The organism is Candidatus Moraniibacteriota bacterium (assembly GCA_016699875.1).
Taxonomy (GTDB): Bacteria; Patescibacteriota; Minisyncoccia; order Moranbacterales; family UBA1568.
On record CP064989.1, the window covers coordinates 629,970 to 656,201 of the forward strand.

Sequence of the window (26,232 nt, forward strand, 5' to 3'; positions counted from 1 at the left end):
GATCGAAGGGGGCGTTTTTTTTGCAAATGAAGAAAAGCTATGATGTTTCCGATGGGGCGGTGGTCTTTACGTCTTTCGAGGTTTTGACTTCGTTGCCGTTATTGTCTTTGAGGCGAGCTTCGACGGAGAGGGTGTCGCCGCGCTTTCCATTGGGGATGGCGTAGGTAGTGGAGAGTGAGTCGCTACCACTCGAGTCTACTTTGTCTCCATCAACGAATATTTCCAATGAGTCGACGCCATAGGGCGCATCGCCTTCGGCAGAAATGGAGAACGACGCATCTGAGGTTTCGCTTGGGACGGAGAGAGAAATGCTCGGTCCGAACTTTGAAGAAAAGTCTTTCTCGGAGCACTTCTCCGTTGGTGGGCTTTCGAATATGACCTTCTTGTCTTTGCCGTACCATTCTTCGGCAGCTTTATCCCAGAGTTTGTATTGCGGATCGCGATCGGGCTTGTCGGGAATGGGACCGCGAGGATCGTTTCGGTCGACATAGAAGAGGATGTCGTGCGGACTGATGAAATCGCGCTTGAACTGTTCCTTTTCCGGACAGGCATCGCTTGCGAGGCAGAGATTGTCGCTTTTTGGTATCTCGCAAACCTTTACACCTTCTTTCTTCTCAATCCATCCACCGAGGAGTGGCTTCGTGATTTTGGGGAAATGCGGATCGAGTGGATCATCTGTTTGATCGGTTGTCTCTGTTGTTTCAGATGGGGCGTTTTCTGTAGCGGTATCGGTGCTGTTGTCGGACTCGGTTTCTTTGAGATCGCCGTCATTGTCGCGCGGTACGATCTCATCGTCCGGATTGTATTTCGGAAATTCTTCGACGGCGGTATTCTCGAGCGCCTTGTCCAGAAAGGCTCGCCAGATGGGAGCGGCTACATAGGAGCCGTCGGAGCCGGGTTTCATGGGGGTGTTGTCGTTGTTTCCCGCCCAGACGCCAACAGCGAGAGAGGGAGTATAGCCGATGGTCCAGGCGTCGCGCCACTCATTCGTGGTGCCGGTTTTGGCGACAACGGGTCGATTGTCAAAACGAAGCGGGCTGTTGGCGCCGAAGACCCAGGCTCGGTTGTCATTGTTGGAGAGCACAGAGTCGAGCATGGCAACGAACTTCTCGGCAACGATGCGTTCGCCGGGAGAATCTTGGTATTCCTCTTGTACTTCGCCCTTGGAATTTTCGATGCGAAGTATGGCGGTTTTCTCGTGCTTAATGCCTCCGGTTGCCAGCGTGGCGTAGGCGTTCACATGGTCGAGCAGCTTCACTTCGCCGCCACCCAAGACAAGAGAAAGTCCGTAGCGATCTGGCTGATTGAGTGTCGTGATGCCGAGATTTTTTGCGAGTGTGATGGCATCTTTCACGCCAACCAAATAGAGCACTTTGACAGCGGGAATGTTGAGCGAGCCGCCGAGCGCCTTCATGAGTGCAATGGGACCATGAAAAGTGCCGTCATAGTTTTGCGGTTCATAGGACTTGCCGTCGTCAGTGGAGAAATTTGTGGGCACATCGTAGAGAACTGTTTCGGGAACATAGCCTTTGGTAAAGGCATCGAGATAGACATAGGGTTTGAAGGATGATCCCGGTTGGCGGTCTCGGATGGCGACATTGACCTGCCCGTCTATTTTGGTATCGAAGTAGTTCTTCGATCCGACCATGGCGAGGATCTGTCCGGTTTTGGGATCGATGGCGACGAGCGAGGCATTCTCGGCATTGTAGCGAAGGTTTTTCTCGGCACCTTCGGAGACGGCTTGTTCGGCAGCTTGCTGTTTATCCCAGTCGAGCGTGGTAATTACTTTGAGTCCACCTTGCTCGATTTGGTCATCGCCATAGTGCTTGGCGAGGTATTCTTTCACGTACATGACGAAGTGCGGCGCTGAAATCTGTTCGTGCTGAGGGGTGAGTTTTTCGAGTGTATCAATCGCCTTTGCTTCATCCGCCTGGTCGGCGGTGATATAGCCAAGGCTTGCCATGGCGGTGAGTGCCTTGGCTTGGCGCGCTTTGAGCTCTTCGAGATGTGATCCGTAGGGAGAGTAGTAGGTTGGCGCATTGGGGAGCGAAGCGAGGAGGGCGGACTCGTCGAGTGTCAGGTCTTTCGCGTTTTTGCCGAAGAACGTTTGCGCTGCCGCTTCGAGTCCGTAGGCGTTTGAGCCATAGGGGATTTCATTTAAGTACATCGCGAGAATTTCGTCTTTCGAAAATTTTTGCTCCATTTCGACGGATAGTATCGCTTCCTTGATTTTTCGCGTGAATGTTTTTTCCGGCGTGAGAAGGGAATTCTTTACAAACTGCTGGGTGATAGTGGATCCGCCCTGCTGGGCACCGCCGCCGACGAAGTCTTTGAAAACGGCGCGCATGATGGAGGAGAACTTGATGCCGTGGTGGGAATAGAAATCCTGATCTTCGAGCGTGATCGTTGCCGCGCGAACCGTTTCGGGCATTTCGGAGAATGGGATGATAGTGCGCTTTTCTTCACCGTGCACTTCATAGAGGAGATGCTCTCCGGTGCGATCAAGTATCTTGGTCGATTCAGCAATAAAGCGCGCGTTGACTTTTCCGGGACTCGGAAGGTCTTTGGCGAAGTAAGCGAAGACGCCGATAACGGAAATCACGCCAGCCAGAAAACATCCGAGGAATATTCGGAGCACCCATTTCCAAAAGCCGGATTTTTTCTTGGGCGATGAAGGGGATAGAGACTTCTTCATAGCGTCCTGTGGGAGATTGACGGTGCCAAGCGGTCCGCGGGAAAACGTTGGTATATAGCGGCGACGGGAGAAGCGCGCGCACCAGCGTCCGACTGCCGAATCGGCGAGCCGGGAGGGAAGTGAATCCGGATCTCTCCGAAGCCGTTGCCAGGCATCTCTCGCCTCTCGGATGACCTTCTGCAGATGCTCCATTCGTTTGAAGAAAAGCGTATTCCCAAACGGACTCTGTGCGCATGTCCGTCAGATTACCCACATTGTAGCGCGGAGAAGCGGTTGGTTCAAGGAGCTAGAATGAATTGATCTTTCATTCTTTCCCATATCTTAAGGCAATAATATTTCGGAGTTTTTATATCTTCAGGATTAAGGAATCCACTTCGAAGAAGAAATGTAAGGGCGTTCAAGTTTGCCCCACCAATGAAAACATATTTTTCCAACCCATGTTTTTTTAACTCCCGAAAAAGTCTTACTTGTTCGAGATATACGGTGTCCTTGCTTTTGGCAAGAAATCCTTTCTGTGACGAAAGGTCTGATCCATCTTTGAAGAGACGCTGGGATCTATTAATGGATAGCCTAAGGTTTTTCCGCATTTCTTTTTTGAAATCTTCATCGGAAAGTGTCCCAGCTGATTTTTCTTGTCGAGGGATCTTCATGGCGCTCTCATAGAATTCTTTGACGCAATCAAGGTAATTTCCCCCGTCAATTTTTTTCTGCATAGCGCGAATATAGTGCGGATGCGGCGGAGAGTTAAAGCCGAATGCTTCTTTGGAGACAATGTCTTGGTTGTTCATGGCTCCGCATTCGGCAAAAACTAATGACCGTCCACTCCCGAGTTTTTTGAAAAGTCGAAGTGGTATTTTCGATCTATTTTCGTATTGAAGAACATGACCTTCTATTTCATGGGCAAGTGCTATTGATATAGCAGCTACAACAGATTTTCTACTGGTTCCGCACTGAATAATTTTTTTCTTTCCATTTACTGACATTGATGTGATCTCTTTTCGAGTAATAAATTGCCACTTATTATCCGGAGCTGGACCGATTCTGTCCGGATCGTATTCCGATGCCGGTTGGTTGCTTAAAAGGTCGTAGGAACGAAGAGTTTCCTCGGCGAGTTCTCGCAAATTCTCTTCAGAGATAGCAGTTTCGTCCCCTATCTTTTCCGGGTCGAGATTTTTTTTCACGATATTTTCTCGTTTACGGATTTTTCCTTCGTAGGATTCTTCTTCAATCTCCGAAGCAAATTGACTAAGTTCTTCCCCGACTTGTTGTCTCCATCCCGATGAAGTTTCTTCGTGCACTACGCCATGTATGAACTTATCGTAACGCGAGAGGTTTGTTTCCGGCTGTTTCCGTATGAGTTCAAGTGCTGATTTTTCCGCTTCAGTTAGGTTTTCATGCCCAAGGAGTTCCGCTTTACGTTCAATGTCAAAAATCGAGGAGGTGCTTTCCGCAATCATCTCATTGACTCTTGATTGGTAAAGCTGCAAAATATTGAGAAGAGTTTCCTGCTTAGGCGAGGAGGGGTACTTTTTTAGGGAGTCTTTCTGCCGCTTTATCTTTTCCTTGAATTGACGCAGTTTTAAAATTTTTTCGACGTTTTTTTCTGTGTCGAGGTGAATCTTGACGGGATCGGGCATGAGTACGTTGTTGATTCTGATGGTTCCGTTGTGATCGGCAGTGTCAATGAGCGATGTAAATAGATTTGTGTCGCTGTAGTCTTGAGATCGTCCAGCAATACCCATTCGTTCTTTTGATGAGAGGTGGGCGATGATCGGTGTGGCCTCATAGAGAAATCTTCGTATTGACTCTTGTGTGTTTCCAGTGGATTCTAGACTAATACCGGTTATTTTCTCAAAGTCTTTGCGACCCGCTTCAGTGAGAAGATATCCACTATAAAAAGTTGAAGATCTTGGTGATATATCTGATATACTTTCCAATATATCGCCGAGCAAGTCTTCCATGTTCTTTATTTCTTCGCGCTCTTCGAAAGAAAGTTGGATCTTTTCTCCTCTGCCACTATCAAAATCGGCAAGCGCCCGAATCTTTTCTTCGAGATGATCTGACGGCCGTTCCGGGTAAAATCCCCGTGGATCTCTTTTGTCATCTTGATTCTTCGGGAGGAGTTCCAATGAATTCATAGAAAATTTTTGTTTTTCGATTGGGCGCTTTGGATGGCTGCATTTATTTACTGGCTCGCTTTTCAAGAGATTCGAGAGTTTTTTGTATAAACAGTTCTGATCCAATCATAGCTTCTGTTGGAAAACCTATTTGATCGTTTAGTTCGAAAACAAAGGGCGTTGTCTTATTTTGAATCCCGAAATCTATTGAATAGAGAGGGAAGTCATATTTTTTATCGAGAAGGGATTGAATTTCCCCTGTTGCTGTTTGTATAAATTGAGGAATGGCATCTAGTGGAATTTCTCGTATGGATCCGCCTTGCGCGACGTTGGCAAGGAGTGAGCCGGGTTTTGGCTCTCTTACGTGACTCAGGACAACCTCTCCATCTACAATAACAATGCGGAGATCGTGGTGGGATTTGGCTATTTTTGGAATTCCGAGAGAGGTGTCGACAAACCCTTGAAGGGTGTATTCGTTGCCGTCTTCTATGTGAAATTGCGCTATTTTGCTTGGCGTGTCGATAAGAATGCCTTTCCCTTGCATGCCTCGGGCTGGCTTGAGGACAATCTTTGAATCTCTATTGCATTTCTTGATGCAAGTGGAAAGATCTCCTTGTGTGCGAATGCAGAAGCTTTCCGGCATGTATTTCCCCAGAATCTCTTTTTGGGCATTCTTGTCATTACAAAGCTGTTTAAATTCAATGCAATTTAACACTTTGCTCCCGATTTCTTTCGGAGGGAAACCCAATCCTCCACTTCTATCGAAGATTGCGTCAGCACGTACTTCCCGTTGGTAAGGTTCGAAATGGTCAGAATTATATACAAAAGTGTTTCTAAACAGTAGCGAGTGCCTGTGGTTTTCTTCTCCGCTCGCAATGAACATGTTAAATCCACGTAGAACTCCTTGCTGAAAAAACTTATGGTATACAGATCTCTTTGTTCCGAATGTTTCAAATGGATCGCGGGAGAGAGGGCGTTTTCGAAAATACATGACTATGTTCTTTCGCATAGGGCGAGATATTCAGAAAGTTTTTCAATTTCGTTTGAGATTTCTTCATCAAGTGTGAACTCCGGACAGCTATTTACCTCGAATATTATAGGAGAGTCTTCTTTGTTGATGACGACATCAACTCCTGCAACTTCTATATTGGTTGTCCTTGCCGCAAGAATAGCCGCTTCTTTTGCAACGAGTTCAACATGTGCTGGGTCTATAAATTCTTCGGTAGCGCCCAAGTGCACATTGTTTCTAAACTCTCGTCCGCGGTCTCGAACTTTTTTCTCGGCAACGGCGACAGTATTCCCTAAAACAAGAAGTCTGTACTCAAATGTGTTATCTATGAATTCTTGAAGAAATAACATTCTTTTTTCCGGTAGTGCTTGTCTTTTATGGAGAATATCTTTTAAATCCTCCCGGTTCTTTGCAAGAAAAACACCTAATCCGTGAGAAGTGTTCGATTCTTTTATGACCACGGGAAATCCAAGGTATTTGGAAGCATTTTCGATATGCGCATCTGTGTATGAGGGCGAGAAGTATGTCCTCGGGATTGGGACTTCAGCTTCCGCAAGGTTAAGCATTTGTACTATTTTGGCCGAATCGGAAGCGTCTTTGGTTTGCTTATGAAAAGGATCCAGAAATCGTATGGATGACTTTTCGCATGTCCGTGCCAATAGGTGTGCGGCGCATTTTTGTCGGCCAACTTTTCGCGGATAAATGGTTGACCATGTGGAAATGGGAAGGTTTTCTATGAGAACATTGACACTTCCTGGTTCTATAAAGAATTCCGTCTGTTCGAAATTTGATATCTGGTAGTCAATATGTAACTTTTCTAACTGCTTTTCAATATGTGTCAAGAAATCCCTCGATTTTGTGCTTGGGGATTCTTTGTCTAGTAGGAGGAGCAGCATAAATATTTGAGTTTATTTTTTATTTGCTGGCGTCTATGAGGAATTTCCGCAAGCTCTTTCTTCCAATAATAGCAGGATATTCAAGATGTGATCTTTCGACAACACTTGCTTTTGAAGGGACGTCGATTCCATCAAGAATGAATGAAAGCGATATCTTCGGCCTCATGGTGAATCCGTTTGAAGCATACACAAAGGTAATACCAGCGAGGTCCGGATGTACGCTTTTGTACTTCTTATCATATTCGTCGGAGAGGGCTCGAAGCTCAGATCTGTCTGCTGTATTGGGAGTGGGAATTGTTCTGAAAAACTCCAGCACATCTCCAAATCCCAGCTCTCGCGCGAGTTCGGTGTCGATGGAGGTGGAGTCGGCGCCGGTATCGATTTTGGCTTCTACTTCTATTTCCTTGCCGTTTCTCCCGATGAGCTTCACCTTTTCCACTGTGCCGATGATTTTCTTTCCGGAGATTTCTTCAAGTTCTTCTTCGATTTCACCGCCGAAGAGATCCATGCCCATGCGAATGCCTTTTTCAGCTGTCTTTATGGCGAGTCCGGCGACGCGTTCGAGACGGCCTTTGAGTCCGTCGAGATTGGCTACTTGGATGGAGAGTCCCGGGCGGGCATTCAGTTCGAGGAAGACCGGACCGCGATCGCGATCAATCGCGATGTCGGCGCCCAAGAAGCCGAGCCCGGAGACTTGCTGCGCCTCGACGGCCATTTTGAGGATATCTTTCCAGTAGGGGATGCGGATACCGGAGAGGACGAGTCGGGTGCCGGGAATGTTTTCGATGATTCGATTCTTGCCCCAGACAGCGGTCGTGGTAGTGCCGGAAGCAAGGTCGATGCCGACGCCGATCGCGCCCTGCTGGAGATTGGCGCGCCCGCCGGATTCTTTTGTAGGAAGGCGGAGCATCGCCATGACGGGCACTTTGTTGTATACGACGATACGGATATCGGGGACGCCTTTGAATGTGTAGGGCTTGAAAAGTTTGAGGAGTTTGAGGCGCTCTTCGAAGAATGCGGAGTCGGGAATATTGGCAAGCGAGAATGAGCCGTCGAGAATATTCCTGATGTGTGTTTTGAGATCTTCGACCGTGACAAGTGATCCGTCGGCTTTGATCCAGGTGTGCTCCGCATCTTTCTTTTTCCCGTATACAACCAAGATGCCTTCGCCACCGAAACCGTGATTGGGTTTGAGAGCGAAGCTTCCCGGGAGCAAAGACCAGTCGAAACTTTCCAAATCTTGCGCGGTCTTGACGCGAGCAAGAAGGGCGGGGACGGGAAGCTCGTTTTTTTTCAGAAGGCGTTTGCAGGCCATCTTGTCATCGGCAAGGCGCTTCGAACGGCGCCGATTGTACGGGCGCAGGTAGTCGAGGTTTCGCGCATTCATTCCAAGAATATTGCGACTCTTTTTCCAGGCTTCGAAAACATGAAACATAGACGACAGTGCTACGATTTCAACAATTTCGAGAAACGCAGGTATTCCGAAAGGCGCAATCCTCTCCAGCGACCGAGGAATATATTTACGGGAATCGTGAGAAGAACGATCCACGGTGAAAGGAGAAGGATGCTGGCGAGTGCTTGAGAGCGCGCGAGGAAATACCCGACGAGCGAGATAAAGAGTGTCTCTGTCGCCAGAACAAGCGCGGTTTTGTCTCCCTTCTCGATTTGCGTGGCGACAAATTTCTCAACTAAGGTGATCATGATAAGGAGCGGGAAAATGGAAACCGAAGCGAGTCCGGTTCGGTGGAGGTATCCACCGGCGACGAGTATGCCCAAAATGACGATCGCGACAATGGTAAGCGTGATGGCAACGCGCGGAAGATAGAGAAGGCGGAGTCGGCGGAGAACGAGTCGCGAGAGCATGCCGATGAGAATGATGCTTACAAAGATGGCGATGCCATATTTGAGACCTCCCGGATCAAAGGCAAGAAAAGCGAATGTAACAATCGATGGCGTGTAGATGCCAAATGCCTTGATGCCGATCACTTGCCGAAAAAAAGCGACGAGCGTGACAACGAGCGGAAACATGAGGATGTACCGGATCGTGTCGATGGGCACGCCCTGATCGACAAAATTAAGAAAGAGCGGATGAAGAGACATAGGATGGAAAATCAAATTTCAAATGTTTCATCGATACCTATCTTCTATATGTTTTGTTTGAGCATGTTTTGGTATGTCCGGCTGTTGGCATGGCAAAGGGCAAGGGCAAGGGCGTCGGCGACGTCATCGGGTTTGGGTATTTCAGAGAGTTTCAAGATGCTCTTGATCATGATTTGCATCTGTTTTTTTTCGGCACGTCCGTATCCGGTGAGCGACTGCTTTACCTGGAGCGGCGTATACTCAGACAGCCTAATGCCCAGAGTCTGAAGCGTCAAGAGTATGGCTCCGCGGGCTTGACTCACGGCGATTACTGTTTTCTGATTCTTAAAGAAAAATATCTTCTCTACGGAAGCTTCGGAAGGAGTGTATCGCTTGGCGATTTCCCGGAGGTCTCGGGAGATTTCGGCAATACGTTCGGAGAGTGGAAGTGCGGGGCTGGTGGAAATATGTCCGTAGGCGATGGCAGTCATAGTGTTCCCATTGACTTCGAGGACTCCCCATCCGACAGTCGCTGTTCCAGGGTCAATACCGAGTATTCTCATGAAAGTAGGTCTTCACGGGCAGCTGATAACAAGTAACGGAATAAGTCGATGCGTATCTCGCGGTTGTTGACTGTTGGTTATTGCGCATTGTCATACACGGTATCCACATCATCGTGATCATTGAGTCTCTCGAGGAGTAATTCATAGCTAGATCGGTCGGCTTCGGAAAGTGATATCTGCTCCGTTGGGCGGTGGATAATTGATGAGGATGCCACGATGAGTCCGGTTTTTGCAAGGGCATTTTGCACTAATTGAAGATCGGAAGGAGTGGTGTAAATAAAAAGAATGCCTTCTTTCATATCATACTCCGTATCGATGGCGCCGGCCTCTATGGCGGCGAGTTCGGCGGTTTCATAAGAGCGAGAGTCGATTTCCAGGGCAATCTCTCCGACTTCTTGAAAGAGAAATGAGACTGATCCGGTCGGGACGAACTTCCCTCCATTTTTGGTGAGAATACTTTTGATCTCGCTGACGGTTCGATTGCGATTCTCGCTCGATGCCTTGATGATGATGGCGACATTGCCAGGACCGAATGCTTCGTAGACAAGCTCATCTATTTGCACGCCGTCTTTATCGCTGCCGGCCCCCCGTTGTATAGCGCGATCTATGTTTTCCTTCGGCATGTTGTACTCGCGTGCCTTGTCGATAGCGAGACGAAGTTTGAAATTGGTATCCGGGTTGCCGCCACCTTCGCGCGCCGCGATAGTGATGGGGCGGGCGAGTTTGGTGAATACTTTCGCGCGCTTCGCATCATTGACGCCTTTTCGGTGTTTGATTCCCGCCCAGTGTGAGTGTCCTGACATATCGCCTTTCCAAATAAAACCGTTTACTGGCGACAGTGTACCCGCTCCGAGGGGTTTTTTCAAGGACCAGGCACTGGTTCTCAAGAACACGGGAAGGAAGTCTTTACATCTTTGTTTGAGCAATGATCTCTTCTGCCACTTGGTCCGGTGGGTTTTCGGCATTGATAACAATAGCGCCATTTTTTGTGACACTTTCATTAAATTCTTCAAACCATCGCAGCTCGTTCTCTTTTTCCGAAGGCAATTTTCCGTAATTGTTATTTGTGCGTAAATCAATTCGCTTGGAAAAGACTTCCGGACTACACTTGAGCAGGAAAAGTTTGTCAAAATAGTGGAGAAAATCATTTTGATTTGCGCAGGCTCCGAAAACAAAGAGTGGACCTGTCTGATCTTTGAGAAGCTCCGTCAACTTTTCCAGGTCGCAGTACCAGTCATTTTTATCGTAAAACCCCGGAACACCCTTTTCTTTTATGTTAGCTTCTTCGCTGGTTTCAATATTTCTCCATTTGCAAAAACCACTGTCCAAGTCTACGGAATTAAGCCCTCTTTTCTTGAATGTTTCCGTAAGGGTGGACTTGCCTGTTCCGCTTACACCTGTAATATAGTACTTCTTCATAGATTCATGCCATGGCAGATTCCTTGGGGAATCATGGGGTTCCTGCCGCCTTTGCGGAGTAATCGGAAAATACGCCGCCTGTACCTCGCCATTCTGAATGAGATTGAGGAATCTTACGATCAAGCGTTGCTCTTGTTATTCTTCTCAGGCGGATTTTTCTTGGCTCCTCGGTGCTGGAAGTTTTCCTCCATAAACTCGATTTCTTCCTGATGCGTGTCGCGCGCCATGTCCATGATGGTGTCTTTGACGGCGTAGGGATCAGGGATTTTGTGAAACTGGAATCGTTCTTGTTCGCCGGCTGACTGAATGAAGACGTCGCCGTAGTTGAGCATTGATGGGAAGAACCCCTTTACTTCGCTGGTTGTATCTTGGACGCGAAAGAGATAGAGCTCGCTCATGGATCGGACGAAGAGCCCCTTTTGTTCGATATTGACGATTCGCTTATTGGTGATGATCCAGACATCGAGGTAGTAGTCTATCCAGATGAGGAAGGCGAAGATCCAGAGGAAAATGAGGAGCACGCTTTCGACAAAGGCGAAGAATCGTCGATCGAGAGCGGCGAATGCGTCCGGATAAATGAAGAAAAAGAAAACGAATACCGCGAGAACGGCTATGAGACCGAGTACGAAGGGAATAAATTGCACGAGTATGTTGAACCAGTGACGGTGAATCACATAGAGAATTTCTTCGTCACGATCCTGACCTTCAAAGGAGCAGGTGCGAGTAAGTTCTTTGTTGGGCGTCATCATAGGAGAGAGGGGCGAGGAAGATTGAGGAACTATCTAGAACGAGCCACCGGCATTACCGGGAAGGGATGGGAAGATCGAAAGTATCGTATCGAATGGAGTCGAGAGGAAAAGCGCCACATTGACGAACAGTAGTATCGCAGTGCCGGCGCAAAAGATGAGAATGGTGAGTTGAGAAATGCGGCGATTGACGGAGTAATTTGCGAGGTGAAACACGATGAAAAAACTCGCAAAGAGTATGCCGAGCATGAAGAGTGCGTAGAATGGTCCGACAAGGAGTTTCATGGTCGCATTATACCACGAATAACCATATTTACTGAAAACAAAAACCAACTTCCTACCGGTGTGGAAGTTGGTTCGAAGATAGTCTCTATCCGAGTTTTTTGAAGCTAAGAGGGAATTTTTGGAGCGTATTTATCTATATCGTCTTGTCTCCAATTCTTCTTTTTAAGGACCTCGTCTCTCAAATAGATTCCGGTTACGCTCGCTATGGTTGAAAAGTCAATGCCGCGTTCATATACGAAATCTTTCATTTTGCTCACTCGCGGATCGCTTTCCAGGTCACTCGCTATGGCTCTAGAGAGTTCCTGAACATCATATGCTGTAGAAGGATTTTTCTTGTCTATTTTCTGATAGAGTTCTTCAATGTTCGAGTCAACAAATTGTTTAGCGCCGCTCTCTTCCAGAGCTTCTAACCCTTTATCAGTAAGCGATATAGGACTCTTCCTTTGGAAGAAGGCATTTTGACTGGTTTCAAACTGACCCTCCAATTTGGACAATCTTCCATTAAGGCTACATTTTTCTAGCTGGTCTATTTTTTCTGCGTACCGACCGAATTTGTACGTAACAAACGCAAGTGAAGTCAGGAATGACGTTATGACTGATGCAACAATTGTATATATAGTTTCCGTACTCATAGCCCTTTTCCTAGAGTAAAACAACGCGTTACTGTGGATAGTTTACAACAGTAAACCAAAAAAGGAAATATGGCAATGATTCTGTAGAAATTTCTTAAAAAAGTTTGTTTTCATGTCCTTCAGGGGGAGTTGCCCCGAGATGGGAATATGCCTCCGGGGTGACGATGCGGCCTCTCGGGGTGCGGGCGAGGAGTCCGAGTTGGATCAAGAACGGTTCATAGACATCTTCGATGGTTTCGCGTTCTTCGCTGGTTGCGGCGGCAATGGTTTGGACGCCGACGGGGCCGCCCGAGAATTTATCGATCATGGTGGAGAGAATGTGCCGGTCGGTCGGTTCGAGTCCGAGGTGGTCTATCTCAAGAAGGGTGAGCGCTTCGTGCGCGGTGTCACGAGTGATGATTTCGACGTCTCGCGTTTGCGCGTAGTCGCGGACGCGCTTCAGGAGGCGGTTGGCGACGCGCGGCGTGCGCCGGCTCGCTTGGGCGATGCGTCGAGCGCCGGCGGGGTCGATGCCGATATTGAGTATGCGGCTCGAGCGCGTGAGTATGCGGGCGATTTCTTCTTCGGTATAAAATTCGAGACGATGCACGGATCCGAATCGGTTTCGAAGCGGATTGGAAATGGACCCGAGTCGGGTTGTAGCGCCGATCAGGGTGAATTTGGGAAGATCGAGTTGGATGGTGCGCGCCGATGGGCCTTTGCCGATAATGATGTCGAGCTTGTAGTCTTCCATTGCCGGGTAGAGCACTTCTTCGATGAGCTTGTTGAGGCGATGGATTTCGTCGATGAAGAGCACGTCGCCGTTCTCAAGATTGGTGAGGATAGAGCCCAAGTCGCCGACGCGTTCGATAGCGGGGCCGCTCGTCACTTTTATGCCGACACCCATCTCCTTGGCTATGATATGAGAGAGTGTCGTTTTGCCGAGGCCTGCCGGACCGTAGAAGAGTACGTGCTCGACAGGGTCGCCGCGCTTGCGTGCCGCCTCGATGAAGATGCCGAGGTTTCGTTTGATCTTCTCTTGCCCGATGTACTCGCCGAACCCTTGCGGGCGAAGCGTTGTGTCGAGGGCGGGATCGTCGGACGTAGCGGTCGATGAAATGAGGGTCATAGCGTGTGTTTCACGCCAGTATACCCCCGGTTGACAGAAAATAAAAGCTATGCTACCATTTCCAGTCGCGCTGTTTTTGCTCATTGACAATTGAAAACGCCCATAAGGGGCTGTCAGGAGTTGTCAGTTGTGCGCTGTTTGTCAGTGGCTCAGTATTCATCCCTGCCCGTCTGTAGACAATTGGGGACTTCTATCTTTTGTCCTCAATCTGGGAGCTTTTGCCAAGATCGGGTGGAAGGGTTTCGGCTCTTCCATTCCTCGACACCGCTCCTTCCCTCGGGGAAATATCTTCGAGGACTTGTCTACAGGCTGGCGGGGATGTTTTTGTGCCTCGGCTAAATGGTGGCATTGTTGGGTGGCTGAATAGTTAAATTGCAAGCCCTGCGGGGCGGAGGTGTGTGATGAATAGTAAGGAAATTCCAGTGTGGACATTGCTACAAGGACAGGTTTTGTTGAAAACATTCGGAGTCATTTCCAAGTTTGGCGATGATGATACCGTATGTACAGTGATGGATGACCCGAGGTTTTGCACTTTCCGTGTTCCTCATGAGATAATGTTGGGACATTACAATATTCTGGTTTTTGTTGGGCTTATTCCTCAAGGAGGTGTAAGTAATAAGGTAATCCGTTTGGATCAGGAAGTCGCCCCTCGCGCATATGCATATTCACCTTTTATAAAAGGCGGTATTTCGACGAGAAAAGGATCTGCAGCATTGTTGGTATCGAATGGAGCACCATTTGATACGACGGTGACCGCTTTTTCTTCTTCTGAGGAAAGGTTTGTTCAAGGGGAACAGCTTGTGCAGGTTGTTTATCGATCGGTACTTGCTTTTCCGAAAAGAGATGGGAGTGGAACGATTATAACGTTTCGATATCCAAGTCTTGAACCACAGTATCGATTTGTTCGGTCGCTTCCAAACGAATTGATTATCTGTTCGGCAAGCAGCTACTAGCGAGAAATCCGGAGGAAAGTAAGATGGCAGATCTTTTTTGGGTTTTAGGAGGTGCTCAGGAGATGAGTGAGTCCGTTCGAGCTTGGGAAATTGTACGGAAATCAGACGAGTACGCTCAAGAGAAGGGCTTTCTCTTCATGAAGAACATGGCAGGTCGCAAGGGGAAGGGTGGCGGCAGGCAGAAAAGTTATAACGGTCGTGGCGTACACGTGCGCAAGGGGTACGTGGGTCGCCGGAAGATGATGAAAAAGTAGCTTTCAAAAACCGGAGGTAGAAAAATGAGCGAGATTAAGAATATCCCAGCATGGACATTGTTTCATGGCGAAAATCTGATGGAACGAGAGGCTGTTGTTGATGGGGATCGCGTGCGATTCCTTATCGAGAATAGTGCTTGTTGGAATACCTGTAACTGTCCAAGAGTTATTGTCCCACAAGGAGAGACACTTGCAGGTCTCCATCTTTTCCTCTGCACGGGGTTCATCCCTCAATATGGCGCAGCAGCTAACGTGCGGCGGTTTGATCTCTCCAAATACTGCTCTGATCCGGCAGAATCAGGACATGAGAGATTCCGTCACGGAGAACTCTTTACTAGGATTAACTCACGTAACTGCGACAGGTCTTCCATACGCTGCTGGGGGAGATTTAAAGCTCTCTCCTGACATTAGCGGTACTGGCTTTCGTGATTTTTGGTCTTGTCGTCAACGAGCTTTTCAGAAAGTCTCTATCTGTGCGCTCGGAATTCCGAATGGTATACGGGTAACGATGTTAGTCTTTGACGAGCATCTTAATCCGGAATACCGAACGATTCGGAGTGCCCCAGAGGGGTTGTTTATGGAAAAATAGCCACAAATAAAAGGACTAGCCTGAACTTTTAAAAAGCCGACGCAGTGCGCCGGCTTTTAACTTTCTCGAGTTCTTTTGACGTGGCTTACAGATGCACCACGCGGAGGACTTCTTCGAGGGAGGTTTCGCCATCGAGGGCCCGTAAGACGCCGTCCATGAGCATGGTGATCATGCCGTTTCGTATGGCGGCTTCTTCGAGTTCGAGATTGAGAGCGCCGTTCATAATGAGGTGTTGGATGTCCTTGTTGATCTCGAGGACCTCGCTTAAAACGAGTCGTTTTTTGTATCCGGTGTTGCTGCACTTTTCGCATCCGCCGGCGATCCATTGCTCGTTTGGGATTTCTGGAATGGCGACGCCGGACTTTTCATTGAACAATCGCAATACTTTTTCGACGGTCTCGCGAAGTGCGCCGTCGAGTGGTGCGCGCTTCTTGCAGGTGCAGAGCTTGCGGACGAGGCGTTGTGCCATGTAAGTGCCGCCCGCATTTACGATATCGTCAGGGCGAACGCCCATCGAGATGAGGCGCGGTATGCTTCCGGCGGCATTGTTGGTGTGGAGGGTGGCGATGACGAGATGGCCCGTGAGTGCCGCCTGGAAGGCGATTTCCGCAGTTTCGTCGTCGCGGATTTCGCCGATCATGACGATGTTGGGATTCTGCCGGAGAAGTGAGCGGAGTGCGGATGAGAACGTGTATCCGCCTTCTTCGTTCACCTGTGTCTGCAGTATTCCGGAGAGCTGGTATTCGATCGGATCTTCGACGGTGATGATTTTTGTCTCCGGCGTTTTGACAAAATCAATAAGACTGTACAGTGTCGTCGTCTTGCCACTTCCGGTGGGACCGGTGTTCAAAATGATGCCGGTCGGTTTCTTCATGCCGTCCAAAAGATGATGGAGCGTCTGCTCGCGGACGCCGATTGTTTTGATGTCGAGCGCGACGGCGCCGCGGTTCAAGAGTCGCATTACGACGGTCTCGCCAAAGCCTCCCAGGATGATGGAGACGCGGATGTCGAACTTCTGCTCACTTGTTCCGGCAAGCGGTGATTCGGTCTTGACCATGAAGCGGCTGTCGCGCACGCCGGCGCGTTCTTCGGTCTTGAGTCCGGAGAGGAGTTTGATATCTCCCAAAATAGACGGGTATTCGTTCATCGGGAGTGTCGCAACCGTCTGGAGGACGCCGTCGATACGAAAACGAATGTCGACGGAATTCTCCTGCGGTTCGATGTGGATGTCGTTGGCGCCGGTCAAGAGGGCTCCGGCGAATACGTACTTGAGCGCTTCGCGTTGCTCGGCGTTTTCGATGAGTTTTCCGAATCGGTCGAAAGAAACAAGGCTTTCTCGTGTCTCTTTGAGAATGGTGTCGCCGACCGGGAAGGCTCGGGCGAGTGTTTGTGACATGAGTTGGTCGTAGAGGTCTTCGAGGAATTCGGTTTGTCCGGTGACGCGCCAGACTTCATCGAGTGATGTGTCGCCGCTCACGGCTTTCAATATGCCATCTTGCGCCATAGTGACCATGCCTTCCTCGAGCGCCTCTTTCATGATGTCGTTTTCGCTCGTGAGCGAGACGATTTTTTCAGTGATCACATCGGTGAGCGTGAGGACTTCAAAAATGCCGATCCGCCCTTTGTATCCGGTTCCGTTGCAGTGGAGGCAGCCCTTTGGCCGCCAGAGTTTTTGTATGTCCTTGGGTATGTCTATCTTCGCTTTCGGTGAAATCAGGGAGAGAATTTCTTTGAGAGAATTCGAGGTCTCTTCGGCGGGCTCATATGATTCTTTGCACTCCGAGCAGAGGATACGGACGAGCCGCTGAGCGATAAAAGCGTTTACGGCGTTCGGAATGGTGTTGGGGCGTACGCCCATCTCAACGAGACGCGCGACGCTGCCGGCGGCATTGTTGGTGTGCAGTGTCGAGAGGACGAGATGTCCGGTGAGTCCGGCATTTACGGCAATGTTGGCGGTTTCGTCATCGCGAATTTCGCCGACGAGGATGATATCCGGGTCTTGGCGGACGATGGAGCGAAGACCCATGGCAAAGGTGTAGTTTCGACTCTTCGATACCTGTGTCTGCGTGATATTCGGAATTTCGTATTCGATCGGATCTTCGATAGTGATGATTTTCGTCTCGGGAGTATTGAGTTTGCGGAGAATGGCGTAGAGCGTCGTTGTTTTTCCGCTTCCAGTCGGGCCGGTGTTCAAGACAATGCCGGTCGGTTTTTGAAAAGCGCGCTCGACCTGCTCATAGGCGAGTCCGCGGAGTCCGAGTGTCGAAATATCTTGGAGAGCGGTTTCTTGATCGAGGAGTCGCATCACGAGGCTCTCGCCGAAGTTTCCTGGAATGCTCGAGACGCGAATGTCTATTTTCCTCGAGTCGAGATTGAGCGAGAAATGACCGTCTTGAGATTTATCGCGGATATTCAGCTTCATTTTCCCGAGCATTTTGACGCGCGAAAGGAGAAGAGGATAAATGCTGGCCGGGAACCGCCCGATGTCTTGAAGAACTCCGTCGATGCGGTAGCGGAGCCGGATTTCGTTTTGCTCTTCCGGTTCGAGATGGATATCGCTCGAACGGAGCTTGATCGCGCCGACCATGATGGTCTCGAGAACCTGTGTCGTGGGGATCTCTAAAATTCGGTTCTTGAGTGCAATGAGATTGCCGAATTCTTGCTCGAATGCCGCGAGGTCGCTGTCGGAAAGATTGACTTTCAGATGATCGAGATAGTCGAGAAAGACCGGCTTTTTGTAAGCATTCCAGGCATGTTCGAGCGAAGGTCGTGAGGCGACATAGAGCTTCGCGATGAGTCCTTCGCGATCTTCGAGTGCGCGTATATAATCGAGCGCTTTTTGGCGGTTCGGATCAAGAATGGCAATGCGGATTTCCTTGCCTCTTTTCTGAAAGAGAGAAATGCCGAGCGATGTCGCATCTCCTTCGGGAATGAGCGCGACGCGCTCTGTTTCAATGGGGAAGATGTGCAAGTCGACATAGGGAAGGCGCGCGCTATGAGCGAGCGCCGCTGCCTCGCCTTCTTCGGAAGAGCGTTTCAGCGTGGTGAGAATCTTGGCGGTTTGTTGTTCGCGTTCGGAATGGAAGTTTGCTGTCGAAGCATTGCGAGGGAGCACCTTGACCATAAACGTGAGACAGAAGAGAAAAGTGTCTCAAGTATATCACGGAATGCCTCTCATTATCGCGTCGGCGGCAGTGTTTCCAGCATAAGAGTTTCCGCCTCTTCGAGCGATGCGGTCGGGAGCGAAATATCGAGGGTGTTGTTGCGAAGTTTGGACTCGGGGAAATGTTCTGCGATTTCGGAAAGAAGCGTGTTGGTGTGGCACTTGAGGAGTGCCCGTGTTTTTGACGGCGATTCCGCAGAGAGAATCATGAAGGTTGACCCGACAGACGAGTGGTGGCGGATCTTTTCAAGAATAAGCGGGAGGTCTTCAAGGCGTGACCGGGATTGGACGATATCGTCCGGCGTGACGAATGCCCACATAAGCCGGCGTTCCTCGTTCCATTTGAGTCCCGCCATGACGCGTCCCCAGAGTTTCAAGAGGGAGAGCGGCTGTGTGTTGACGAGGCGGAAGATAATGTCGTGCTGGTCGGCGCCCTTGTCCATGAGTCTTGAAGCGGCGCCAAGCGCGCCGGGCGAGAGATTCTTTTTCTGGAAACTTTCGGTGCCGATAACGATACCGGCGAGGAGGAGCCCCGCGACGCGGACGTCGAAGTATTTCCCGTCTATTTTTTCAAGGAGCGCCGTTGCTATTTCGCTTGTTGATGATGCGGTGATGTCTATAATATTGATTTGCCCGAAGCGATCGTTTTCGGCGTGATGGTCGACGGTGATCACGGGAACTTCGTAGAAGATATCCGGATTGGTTTCGAATATTTGCCCGAGGGATTCTTTGTCCGGAGTGCCGACCGCGATGACGAGGTCGAAGGAGAATTTGGCGGGAACAAAAGAGAAGTCACGCGGATCGATCGAGCCTTTCTCTGGCGTGATGAAGATATTGTATTCGCCATCGCCGCGTTCGGTGCGGACGGATACTATGTCATTGTGTTCGGTATTGAAGGAGAGAATAAATTCGCGCACGCCGGATATGGACGAAAGAATATTCTTCGGCGGCTTGAGGAAACCGAAGGGCTGTGCGATATCCGCGATGCCGCTCCCGGCAATAGTAACCTCCTTCCCGATATTTTCGAGAAAGGCGCCGATGCCGGATGCTGCTCCGAACGCGTCGCCACCCGCATGTTCGGGAATGAGGATGAGAACATGCTCGGACTTTTCAATGAGCTCTTTGACCTGAAGTTCGGGAGGGAGGGACATATACGGTGTGAGACTGAGAATGAAAAAGAAATCCGGAGTTCCCGTCGAAGAATTTCGCAGACCGCGGAACTTGTTCTTGATGGGTTTGTGAGAGACGCTTCAAGATACTCAAACCTACCAGAGAAGCCGGGAGTGGTCAAATAGCTCGGGAGAGTTCCCTGTCTGTCATTCTTGACAAACGTGATTCAAACTGATACAGTGCGAATGTTCTTTGAAAAGATATAAAAAACGAACACTCCGAATGGAATTTTCCCATTTGAACAAACGGTTGTTGGGACGATATTTCTCTCTTTTTGAGGGCGAATGCGCACAGGCTTTTGGTCCAAAAGAGGGAAATGGCCGTTTCAACAATCGGCGAACCCCAGCCGCCTTTCGGGGACATGAGGAGAGGGAAGATGACGGTAGAAGTTTGTTGTTCGAATCTGTTTTGCGATGGGCACTGCCCGTCGTGCCCGGCTACTCCAAGCAATCTTGATCATCTGGATGAGCGCGAGGATTGCGGTTGTCAGTTTGCTCGTGCAGATCAGGTGCCAGCTTCCGCCTTCGATGATAAAGACTTCTTGCGGGTGGAAGGAATGCATGTGGTGTATCCTCCCACACGTCAGCAGTAAAAGACCGTGCTTTTTAGGTGAAATACCTGAGCAGCAAGCGATGCGTTGGGTTGTATTCCGACTTTGCAACAAACCAAGAAGGAGTCAGTGAGGTGAAAAAACATTCTCCAAGAAGAATTGTAGAGTATGAGGATGACTTGAATCCTCTGGATTTTGACGACGATCCTCTTCAGGATAGCTTGAAACAAATCCAAGAAGTGTTGCCGAAAGGAAGAGCGGTTTCGTTGAGTGAGTTAATTGAATTGCTTGATGCAAGAGAAGGAAGTGGAGGCAACCTGATAAATTAGAAATGACAGTCTATTCAATCTCGCCCAGTATTTTCGTTTGACGTTTTCCTCTTTGGCCGGTACGGTTGAAGAGGAATTTTTATGCCGATTTTTCACACACAATCAGCGGAAGAGTTGCGGAAACTAGGGGCGAGTTTTGCTCGGGGGATTTGTCCGGGAGTCGTCGCGCTTTCGGGCGAGCTCGGTGCGGGGAAGACGACGTTTTCGCAGGGGATTCTTGCGGAGATGGGCGCGACAGGACCCTTCACGAGTCCGACGTTCGTCATCATGAAGCAATATGACCTCGCGGTTCCTCTGGAGGGCATCGAGCGTATCTATCATGTGGACGCATATCGAATAGGCGAAGCGGATCTTCGTGCGCAGGGATTTGCCGAGTGGGCGAGTGATCCGAATGGTGTAGTATTGCTCGAGTGGCCGGAGCGCGTTCCGGGACTCGTGCCGGAAACCGCAACTCGCATTTCATTTACCGTAGAGAAAACGGGAAGGAGAATAGAATGGCAAAAAAACGAAATGCAGGACAAAGGGCTCTTGGTTTCATAAACACAAAAGAAGCGCCGTCTCTGGCAGAGCCGGTTGATACTGAAGAAACGCCGCCTTCGGCAGAGTCGGTTGATATCGAAGAATTTCAATTTGGCAAAGGAAGCCTTGCAAAGACAGTGGACTACGTCCTCCGCGAAGGAGACCCAAACTTTTTCGCGGGAGTTTATGATCATCTGGACAGAGAACCTGACTATACTATTGGATGCAACGGAAAATATTGAAATCCAATCCCGACTCAAGAATTGCAGACATGCGCCCGGACCAAACAGGTTCCGGGTTTTTTCATTCATTTCATAAAAACGAAGTATTGAAAAAGGCTGCCAGGTAAGGGGCAGCCTTTTCTAGAAAAATCATGGGTCGCGCGACGGCGTTGCGTGTGCGGTATCCGTGTTTCTTCTAGCGTGCGCCGAGAGTGACGCGGTCATCGGTCTCGGATTCGAGATATGCAACCTTGCCGGTATCGAGTATATCTTCCTCGATCCGAGAGGCTATCTCGAAGGCACCTTTGATGCCGTCGCTTCGATATTCCTTTCCGAGGAACTCTACCGTTGCGCCGGACACGAGTGCCCGCACCAGTTTCATGGAAAGCTCTTGGCTTTCCCAGAGGTTCCGCTCGTCATCCGTTGCGTCGGAATAGTCCGTCGTCCACGGATAGCGATAGCCGGCGACTCCGCACAAGATATCTTGCGGGGTCACGAGCCCGAACGGCGCCTCTACTACTTGCCCGGCATACGGCCCGGCAAGCAAGGAAACTCGTACCATAGGGGTACTTTTAATTATTAAGCTGCTCAGAGGAATCCCAAAGAACATCCTCTGAAGCGAACAGTATACCCCTTCCGAGTACTTTGTCAAGATTTGTAGACGAGGATTATCTCGGAGAATTTTCAGAGTATTTCCGACTTCCCAATGGCGGGGGAATGCGATATGCTTTCGGTATGAAAGAGACGCTGCCAACACTCGTCATTCTCGATGGAAATGCGCTCATACATCGTGCGTATCATGCGCTCCCGCCTTTGACGTCGAAGTCGGGGGAACTGGTGAATGCGGTCTATGGTGTCGCGCTGACACTACTCTCCGTCTTGGAGAAATTCCATCCGGAATATATTGCGGCGTCGTTCGATCTTGCCGGGCCGACTTTTCGGCATGAGAAATTTACCGAGTACAAAGCGACGCGCGTCAAAGCGCCGGACGAACTCTACGGACAGATTCCTCGTGTGAAGGAATTGGTGAGAGCCTTCAATATCCCGATCTATGAAAAAGAAGGATTCGAAGCGGACGATTGTGTGGGGACGCTCGCGCGGCAGGCAAAACAGCAGCGCCCGTTGGTTCGAACGATTATTGTGACAGGCGACAATGATGCTTTGCAACTGGTGTCTGACCGTGTGAGTGTTTTTGCGCTTCGAAAGGGAGTGAAAGACACGGTGCTGTATGATGAAACGGGCGTTGTGGCAAAGTATGGTTTTCAGCCGAAGACACTGATCGAATTCAAAGGACTTCGCGGCGATACGTCGGACAATATTCCCGGGGTGCGTGGCATCGGTGAAAAGGGAGCGACTGACCTCTTGAAGAAATATGGAACATTGGAGTCCGTTTATGAGCATCTCCGAGACCTTTCTCCTTCTTTGCGGGTGAAACTCGAGGCGGGGCGCGAGTCGGCATTTCTCTCGCGTGAGCTTGGTACGATCGATACCGATGCGCCGGTTTCACTTGATCTTGAATCGTGTCGTCTCCGCGACTTCGATCGGAAGGTGGTCGAAGGTTTTTTTCGAGAAATGGGATTTTTCAGTTTGGTGAAAAAAATTCCAGCAAGTGATTCCGGGTTATCAGATGATGGCGGAGAAAAATCAAAGGCGACTGGGAATGTTCTCACAAAGCGTAAGGATCAAGAACTTTTTTTTGAACAGTGCGCATCGGCTGATCGCATCGTGTTTCTGATACTGCCCGAGAAGGGAACGCTTTTTCAGACATCCGCATTTACTTGCGATATCGCTTTTTTCAAAGAACGCGAATCTGGGAGTGCACGCATTGTTTTTGATGCCGACAACCGGAGATCTTTCAAACTGTTCTTCGAGAGCAATATTTTGAAAACAACCTATGACGCGAAGACGGCGATGAAGATGCTCGAGACGGTCGGAATAGAACTTCGCTCCATTGATTTTGACTGTCTCTTGGCGGGATATCTCTTGAATGCCGGTGGGACAGTGTCGCTCTCGGCGCTTATGATGGAATATGTGGACAGTGCCGAGTCGTTCGATGCCGAATCCGCCATGCGGATTCAGGTACTTCAAGAGAAGCTCTCGGAGAAACTTCAAGAGATAGCGAAGGAGCAGGCATCCGGAAGAACGATTCTCGATATTTTCTCGAATGTGGAGATGCCGCTCATCGCTATACTTCGCGGGATGGAGCGAGCCGGCATTCGGCTGAACAGTTCCATTCTCATCTCGCTTTCGGAAGAAATGGAAAAAGAGATCGATGCCATTCAGAAAGAGATATTCGTGCTTGCCGGTCGGGAATTCAATGTTGGTTCGCCGAAGCAGCTCTCCGAAGTGTTGTTTGCTGAACTTGAGATCCCGACGGCAAATCTCAAACGGACAAAGACGGGCGTTTCAACTGCTTCCTCCGAACTTGAGAAACTGAAAGACGAGTATCCGATCGTTGCCTTGGTCGAGCAGTATCGCGAGCGGACAAAATTGAAGAGCACCTATCTTGATGTTTTGCCGCGGCTGGTGGACACGGAGAGCCGCGTGCATACGACCTTCGGGCAAGCGACGGCGGCAACGGGGCGGCTCTCGTCGACCGATCCGAATCTGCAAAACATTCCCATTCGAAGCGAGTGGGGCGAGCGGATTCGAAGCGCGTTTGTGGCGTCGCCGGGAAAGCTCTTGGTCGGGGCGGACTATTCCCAGATCGAACTTCGTGTGGCGGCGCATCTTTCGGATGATGCGGAGATGTGCGCGGCTTTTCGACGCGGAGAAGATATACACCGACGTACGGCATCGCTTGTTTACAATGCGCCTCCCGAAAGCGTGACGGATGACATGCGCCGCAAGGCGAAAGCGTTTAATTTCGGTATTATCTATGGAATGGGAGCCTATGGACTTTCGCAGTCTGCGGGCATGACGCGGGATGAGGCGGGGAAATTCATCGAAGACTACCTCGAACACTTCTCGGGCATTCGCGCTTTTATGGATTCGATGAGAAAATTCGCACTGGAGAAAGGATATGTCGAGACGGAATTAGGGAGGCGGAGATTTTTGCCTGAGATTGAAAGTGACAATCATCAGGTTGTCGCCTCAGCGGAACGCATGGCGATCAATATGCCGGTGCAGGGGCTTGAGGCGGATATCGTAAAACTCTCTATGATCGCGGTTGATTCGTTTATTCGCGAACGATTTTCTGGGAAGGCAACGCTTCTCCTGCAGATCCATGATGAGCTTATATTCGACGTTGAAGAATCCGTTGCGCCGGTTTTCGCTCACGAAATAAAAGGCGTGATGGAATCAGTCTACACGCTCCGTGTTCCGCTTGTGGTTGATGTATCGGTTGGGAAGAATTGGGGTGAGATATAGAGTGGTATGAAAGTTTTCGTTGCTGTGAAAACAAATGTGAAGGCGGAGTATGTTGAGCGGATCGACGATGCGCATTTTCGCGTTGGCGTGAAGGCGGTTCCCGAAAAAGGAAAGGCGAATACAAGGATCGTGAGATTGCTTGCCGACTTTTTCAACGTGTCGCCGGCGAGGGTTGTCTTGCGTTCCGGCGGAGTGTCGCGGATGAAATGTTTCAACATCGAGTAGAAAATGAGGTTATTGATTGTTTCTTTGGGAGTCTGTAGAGGGGGTGCGCGGTTTTTCCGCTTCTGATTTTATGATACAGTGAAGACGTTCTAACTTCTTCCATATATTTCTCTATGTCTCTTGGAAAAAAACTAAGTGTGTTGGCAGTCATTGTGGCGATTGCAGCGGGTATCGCATATTATTTTGAGGTTTGGCCATTTGCTTCGCGCGAGCCGCGGCAGGCGATAGAAATCGAAAATGGGAAGTCGGTCATGAACGATGAACCGGAGCCAATGAAAAACACGGGACCGGTGAGTCCGATCACTGGTATCGCCTGCGAGCACTGGGATCGTCGACCGGTTGCTGTGATGCAGCCGGCGGATGTATCGGCGCGCCCGGCAGCCGGATTCTCCAGTGCGGATATGGTGTTTGAAATGCCAGTTTTCACGGGGGCGAATACACGTCTTATGGGAGTGTACCTCTGCGATATTCCAGAAGACATCGGTTCTATGCGAAGTGCGCGGCATGACTATTTGCCACTTGCCAAGAGTCTCGATGCTATCTTCGTGCATTGGGGGTATTCCAAATTCGCCGAAACGCTTCTCTCTCAGAAGGTGATAGACAATATCAATTGTTTGACCACATCGTTTTGTCCGCGGTGGACGCAGACCGGTATCATGAAATACGAGGATACGGGGCATATTACCCGGGACGCTATAGAGCAAGCGATTGCAAAGTATGGCTATCGAACGACCGGAGAGTTCTCGGGGTATCCACACCAGGAGGAGGCGCCATTTGAGAATCGTCCAACGGGCGGGCATTTGCGCCTTGCTTTCCCGAATCCGTATGACGTTTCCTACGACTATGATCGTAGTACGAACTCGTATCTTCGCATTTGGGACAAATCGCCCGATACGGACAAGAATAACGGAGAGCGTATTGCGCCAAAGAATATCGCGGTTCTTATTGCTGAGTCGGAGCAAATAAAGCTTGCGACCGATTATGTTGCCCGCGGTGTTCAGAATCCATGGGATCTTGTGCCAAAAGACGAACAAGACGGTCTCGACTATGGTGGTATTGGACGATACAACAACATTAACATGGGTGATCCGTGGTTTGATACCAAAGACAGCGGTGACGCATTCTACTATTTCAATGGCAAGGAGTATAAGGGGACGTGGAAGAAGGACAAGAAGAGTTTGGACAGTAAGCTGACCTTTCTCGATGAGTCCGGGAAAGAAGTTCTCTTTGTGCCCGGTCAGATATGGGTGGATGTAATGGAGCCCGGGCAAGGTATCAAATGGGAACCGGGTGTGTAGAAAAATTCTGTCTCGTCATTCCCGCCCGTGCGGGGGTGATATA

25 protein-coding genes are annotated in these 26,232 nt (G+C 49.6%); 9 read left to right on the top strand and 16 right to left on the bottom strand.

The window, feature by feature from the left end:
* Positions 1-37: 37 nt before the first annotated feature.
* The 13 genes from IPK84_03160 to ruvB form a co-directional block, all read right to left on the bottom strand.
* The gene (locus IPK84_03160) at positions 38-2,887 is read right to left on the bottom strand and encodes a PBP1A family penicillin-binding protein (protein QQS15343.1); all 2,850 of its coding nucleotides are present in this window, start codon (positions 2,885-2,887) and stop codon (positions 38-40) included.
* A gap of 86 nt (positions 2,888-2,973) precedes the next feature.
* Positions 2,974-4,833 carry a hypothetical protein gene (locus tag IPK84_03165; GenBank protein ID QQS15344.1) on the bottom strand — a complete coding sequence of 620 codons (1,860 nt, stop codon included), beginning with the start codon at positions 4,831-4,833 and terminating at the stop codon, positions 2,974-2,976.
* 43 nt (positions 4,834-4,876) lie between these two features.
* Positions 4,877-5,803: a hypothetical protein gene (locus IPK84_03170; GenBank protein QQS15345.1), complete on the bottom strand. Its 927-nt coding sequence runs from the start codon at positions 5,801-5,803 to the stop codon at positions 4,877-4,879.
* Between the two features lie 2 nt (positions 5,804-5,805).
* Entirely contained in the window at positions 5,806-6,387 is a 582-nt protein-coding gene (locus IPK84_03175) for an ATP-grasp domain-containing protein (protein QQS15346.1), read from the bottom strand.
* Positions 6,388-6,736: 349 nt separating this feature from the next.
* On the bottom strand, positions 6,737-8,152 hold the full coding sequence (locus tag IPK84_03180) for a hypothetical protein (GenBank protein QQS15347.1): 1,416 nt from the start codon (positions 8,150-8,152) through the stop codon (positions 6,737-6,739).
* Positions 8,153-8,163: 11 nt separating this feature from the next.
* Positions 8,164-8,817 (bottom strand): hypothetical protein, encoded by a 654-nt coding sequence (locus IPK84_03185; GenBank protein QQS15348.1) that lies wholly within the window; start codon positions 8,815-8,817, stop codon positions 8,164-8,166.
* Between the two features lie 44 nt (positions 8,818-8,861).
* Entirely contained in the window at positions 8,862-9,359 is a 498-nt protein-coding gene (gene ruvC, locus IPK84_03190; GenBank protein ID QQS15349.1) for a crossover junction endodeoxyribonuclease RuvC, read from the bottom strand.
* A gap of 77 nt (positions 9,360-9,436) precedes the next feature.
* A complete protein-coding gene (locus tag IPK84_03195) occupies positions 9,437-10,162 on the bottom strand; it encodes a YebC/PmpR family DNA-binding transcriptional regulator (GenBank protein ID QQS15350.1) in 726 nt (241 codons plus the stop codon).
* A gap of 103 nt (positions 10,163-10,265) precedes the next feature.
* On the bottom strand, positions 10,266-10,778 hold the full coding sequence (locus IPK84_03200; protein QQS15351.1) for a hypothetical protein: 513 nt from the start codon (positions 10,776-10,778) through the stop codon (positions 10,266-10,268).
* Between the two features lie 119 nt (positions 10,779-10,897).
* Positions 10,898-11,527, bottom strand: coding sequence for a PH domain-containing protein (locus IPK84_03205; GenBank protein ID QQS15352.1), 630 nt, complete (start codon positions 11,525-11,527; stop codon positions 10,898-10,900).
* A gap of 33 nt (positions 11,528-11,560) precedes the next feature.
* The gene (locus IPK84_03210; protein ID QQS15353.1) at positions 11,561-11,809 is read right to left on the bottom strand and encodes a hypothetical protein; all 249 of its coding nucleotides are present in this window, start codon (positions 11,807-11,809) and stop codon (positions 11,561-11,563) included.
* Positions 11,810-11,913: 104 nt separating this feature from the next.
* Positions 11,914-12,441, bottom strand: a complete 528-nt coding sequence (locus tag IPK84_03215) for a hypothetical protein (protein ID QQS15354.1) — start codon at positions 12,439-12,441, stop codon at positions 11,914-11,916.
* Between the two features lie 94 nt (positions 12,442-12,535).
* A complete protein-coding gene (gene ruvB / locus IPK84_03220; GenBank protein QQS15355.1) occupies positions 12,536-13,549 on the bottom strand; it encodes a Holliday junction branch migration DNA helicase RuvB in 1,014 nt (337 codons plus the stop codon).
* Between the two features lie 401 nt (positions 13,550-13,950).
* Here ruvB and IPK84_03225 point away from each other — a divergent pair, with 401 nt between their 5' ends.
* Both IPK84_03225 and IPK84_03230 read left to right on the top strand, forming a co-directional pair.
* Positions 13,951-14,502 (top strand): hypothetical protein, encoded by a 552-nt coding sequence (locus IPK84_03225; GenBank protein QQS15356.1) that lies wholly within the window; start codon positions 13,951-13,953, stop codon positions 14,500-14,502.
* A gap of 23 nt (positions 14,503-14,525) precedes the next feature.
* Positions 14,526-14,756, top strand: a complete 231-nt coding sequence (locus tag IPK84_03230) for a hypothetical protein (protein QQS15357.1) — start codon at positions 14,526-14,528, stop codon at positions 14,754-14,756.
* A gap of 674 nt (positions 14,757-15,430) precedes the next feature.
* Here the strand turns inward: IPK84_03230 and IPK84_03235 are convergent.
* Both IPK84_03235 and IPK84_03240 read right to left on the bottom strand, forming a co-directional pair.
* Positions 15,431-18,469, bottom strand: coding sequence for a type II/IV secretion system protein (locus IPK84_03235; GenBank protein QQS15358.1), 3,039 nt, complete (start codon positions 18,467-18,469; stop codon positions 15,431-15,433).
* A 53-nt stretch (positions 18,470-18,522) separates the two neighbouring features.
* The gene (locus tag IPK84_03240) at positions 18,523-19,659 is read right to left on the bottom strand and encodes a hypothetical protein (protein ID QQS15359.1); all 1,137 of its coding nucleotides are present in this window, start codon (positions 19,657-19,659) and stop codon (positions 18,523-18,525) included.
* A 395-nt stretch (positions 19,660-20,054) separates the two neighbouring features.
* Here IPK84_03240 and IPK84_03245 point away from each other — a divergent pair, with 395 nt between their 5' ends.
* The 4 genes from IPK84_03245 to IPK84_03260 all read left to right on the top strand — a co-directional run bounded on the left by IPK84_03245 (position 20,055) and on the right by IPK84_03260 (position 21,318).
* A complete protein-coding gene (locus IPK84_03245) occupies positions 20,055-20,270 on the top strand; it encodes a hypothetical protein (protein ID QQS15360.1) in 216 nt (71 codons plus the stop codon).
* Positions 20,271-20,362: 92 nt separating this feature from the next.
* Entirely contained in the window at positions 20,363-20,557 is a 195-nt protein-coding gene (locus IPK84_03250) for a hypothetical protein (protein QQS15361.1), read from the top strand.
* 81 nt (positions 20,558-20,638) lie between these two features.
* On the top strand, positions 20,639-21,097 hold the full coding sequence (tsaE, locus tag IPK84_03255) for a tRNA (adenosine(37)-N6)-threonylcarbamoyltransferase complex ATPase subunit type 1 TsaE (GenBank protein QQS15362.1): 459 nt from the start codon (positions 20,639-20,641) through the stop codon (positions 21,095-21,097).
* The gene (locus IPK84_03260; GenBank protein QQS15363.1) at positions 21,052-21,318 is read left to right on the top strand and encodes a hypothetical protein; all 267 of its coding nucleotides are present in this window, start codon (positions 21,052-21,054) and stop codon (positions 21,316-21,318) included. The genes tsaE and IPK84_03260 overlap by 46 nt, the downstream gene beginning before the upstream one ends.
* Before the next feature lie 175 nt (positions 21,319-21,493).
* Here the strand turns inward: IPK84_03260 and IPK84_03265 are convergent, their stop codons facing one another.
* On the bottom strand, positions 21,494-21,859 hold the full coding sequence (locus tag IPK84_03265) for a hypothetical protein (GenBank protein ID QQS15364.1): 366 nt from the start codon (positions 21,857-21,859) through the stop codon (positions 21,494-21,496).
* Positions 21,860-21,942: 83 nt separating this feature from the next.
* Here IPK84_03265 and polA point away from each other — a divergent pair, with 83 nt between their 5' ends.
* The 3 genes from polA (at position 21,943) to IPK84_03280 (ending at position 26,189) form a co-directional block, all read left to right on the top strand.
* Positions 21,943-24,666 (top strand): DNA polymerase I, encoded by a 2,724-nt coding sequence (gene polA, locus IPK84_03270; protein QQS15365.1) that lies wholly within the window; start codon positions 21,943-21,945, stop codon positions 24,664-24,666.
* Between the two features lie 6 nt (positions 24,667-24,672).
* Positions 24,673-24,891 (top strand): DUF167 domain-containing protein, encoded by a 219-nt coding sequence (locus IPK84_03275; protein ID QQS15366.1) that lies wholly within the window; start codon positions 24,673-24,675, stop codon positions 24,889-24,891.
* Between the two features lie 113 nt (positions 24,892-25,004).
* Positions 25,005-26,189: a DUF3048 domain-containing protein gene (locus IPK84_03280; protein QQS15367.1), complete on the top strand. Its 1,185-nt coding sequence runs from the start codon at positions 25,005-25,007 to the stop codon at positions 26,187-26,189.
* The last annotated feature ends 43 nt before the right edge of the window (positions 26,190-26,232 follow it).